The 2,212-nt window shown below is 37.3% G+C and carries 5 protein-coding genes and 2 tRNA genes; all 7 read right to left on the bottom strand.

Annotated features, from left to right (window positions below; all coding sequences use genetic code 11):
* Positions 1-253: hypothetical protein (locus tag PLK24_RS10900; protein ID WP_324479062.1), on the bottom strand; the 253-nt coding region annotated here is incomplete at its 3' end.
* A 58-nt stretch (positions 254-311) separates the two neighbouring features.
* Positions 312-379, bottom strand: a tRNA-Leu gene (locus PLK24_RS10905).
* A 5-nt stretch (positions 380-384) separates the two neighbouring features.
* Positions 385-460 (bottom strand) — tRNA-Thr (locus tag PLK24_RS10910).
* Between the two features lie 203 nt (positions 461-663).
* Positions 664-792, bottom strand: coding sequence for a hypothetical protein (locus PLK24_RS10915; protein ID WP_324479064.1), 129 nt, complete (start codon positions 790-792; stop codon positions 664-666).
* 28 nt (positions 793-820) lie between these two features.
* Entirely contained in the window at positions 821-1,090 is a 270-nt protein-coding gene (locus tag PLK24_RS10920) for a hypothetical protein (protein WP_324479066.1), read from the bottom strand.
* Between the two features lie 44 nt (positions 1,091-1,134).
* On the bottom strand, positions 1,135-1,686 hold the full coding sequence (locus PLK24_RS10925; RefSeq protein ID WP_324479068.1) for a helix-turn-helix transcriptional regulator: 552 nt from the start codon (positions 1,684-1,686) through the stop codon (positions 1,135-1,137).
* Positions 1,686-1,946, bottom strand: a complete 261-nt coding sequence (locus PLK24_RS10930) for a hypothetical protein (RefSeq protein WP_324479070.1) — start codon at positions 1,944-1,946, stop codon at positions 1,686-1,688. Before PLK24_RS10930 ends, PLK24_RS10925 begins: the two co-directional genes overlap by 1 nt.
* Between the last annotated feature and the right edge of the window lie 266 nt (positions 1,947-2,212).

The raw sequence follows: 2,212 nt of genomic DNA on the forward strand, positions 1-2,212 counted from the left end.
CACAATATGGAACATGCCAATCAGAGGTTATGATACAGTCTCCGTAAATATTCACTCTTTGAGGAAGTTTAATTTCCTCCGCCCATTCAAAGGTTTTTCTTTCAAACCGTTTGACGTTTAATTTTTCAAGCTTGCGAGTTATTGACTTTCGAGTTCTTCCGAGTTTATTGCTGATATCTTCTACGTTATACCCGTCTTTATAAAGCGTGATGAGTTGAGTAATTTCATCACCGTTCCAAGTTTTTAGTGTCATCACTCCTCCTCATATGTCGTATTTCACTTATTCTGGGAATTTCAGCAGTTGTTGAAACTGGTGGAGGTGAGGAGGAATTGAACCTCCTGTTCCTCTCGCCATAAGCGGAGCTTCCCATACACCCCCATTTTTGGAGCCACCGGAAGGACTCGAACCCTCAACTTTTTGTTTACAAAACAAATTCCCTACCATTTAGGAGACGGTGGCATTGCAGGGAAGCAAACCAAGGACTCACCCTTGCTCTGGTTCCCTGCCTGGTGATTAGATCCTACCCTCTCATTCGAGAGATCGGATCAGCTTGCCGAAGGTTGGAGTTGAACCAACTGGGGAGCCAACTTGGTGTGGTTAGCACCTACCGCACTTTTACAGGATGACCAATCCTAACCGGATATCATTGGCTCAAATACCCCTTATTCCGGCGGCGCATACCCTGCGCTTCTTCGGCATAGTTTCCCAACATCACGATCCTTGGTAGCTTTCGCTCTAAGGGTAATGTTGGGGATCATAAAATTAACCAGTTCTTTTCCTCTAACAACCATTTATTTTTCTTGTTCAAAAGGAGACTGGTTAAATTATTTTTCTTTTTCTTCTTACTGGTCGATTGTTTTTAAACCTTTCCCAACCTTCTCGACCTGCAACGTCTGCTGAGGTTCCATATAAACTACAGAGTCGATTAAACCTTTTATTGCTCTTATTCCATTCTGTATCAAGTTTTACTATTTCACTATATATTGTTTTTGCCCTTTCAATAACTTCTTCTTCTTTCCACAAAGGGTTATCTTTTCTCACAGCAAACACAACTTGTTTAAACGAATATGAAGGAGTTAGTTTTTCCATTAAATTCCCTCCTATATATTCACTGACATTTTCAGACCATTTTGTCAGGGTATACAGTTTAAAAAGTTAAATATTTTTTTAAAAATTGAATTTAATTGTTCTGATACTGTTTGTTTTGTTATTTTTAACTGCTCCGCTATTTGTTCCTGAGTATATTCCAGCATATACAGCCTTAATATTTTCTTTTGTTTAACCGTTAGCTCTACGCCTTCAATTGCCCTTATAAAATCTAAATATTCAACCTGTTTATCATCTTCAAAAAACCAACTATGAGACGCATTTAACAAATGCTTCCCTTTTCCGGTAAGTTTTCGATAGCACTTAATACAGCAAGGATGATTATCTAAGGTTGTATAAATCTGTAACAACAGAAAATCTTCTTTTAATTTTCTTTCTTCAATATCTTTTTGTTTTTGAGTAATAGCACTTAAAATAACATCAATCTGTTTAAAAGCATCAGGTTGGCAATACCAGCAATAATACCTTCCTAACTCCTTATAAGTTAAAGATGGAGTAGAACCCATAAGTTTTTCACGTTGTCTTAAAACTCCTCCGTTCAAATATTTTTTGATTTCTTCAATGGAGTATTCAACCATTATCGTTCCTCGTAAGTTCTAACAACGTTATCCCAATCTACAAAATCCCAACTCTCGTCATCTATTCTTCCTAAGTTTTCTCCTGCTGAATTGTCCCATAACCTACGGGTTAACCTCATTCCATGTCCCCTATAATATGGGCTAATTAAAAACTCAGTTTTGCATGAATTACATCGCAGTCTTTTTACAAAGCCAACATCGGTATCCTTTAAATTAATTTCTACCAAATTAATTTTGCAATATACGCATTTCTCGACCATTCGTTTACCTCCTTTTAAAATAAAAAAGCTGTCGATAGTAGAGATAAAACCTCCACCGACCGACAGCGCCGAATAACGGTTCCTGATTGGTCGATAAAACCTTTAATTTTCTTTTATTTCAATCCGCTTGACAATCTCCTTTTTAACCAGCCTTCCACAATGGAAAATATATCTAATTTCCCCAAATTCTAAATGTTCGTCTTTGGCTACCCTTTGCACTTCGTCTTTTTCTTGGTCTTCCAATGTATCACCTCCTATTAATCCAA

The organism is Atribacter sp. (genome assembly GCF_035418125.1).
Lineage (GTDB): Bacteria > Atribacterota > Atribacteria > Atribacterales > Atribacteraceae > Atribacter > Atribacter allofermentans.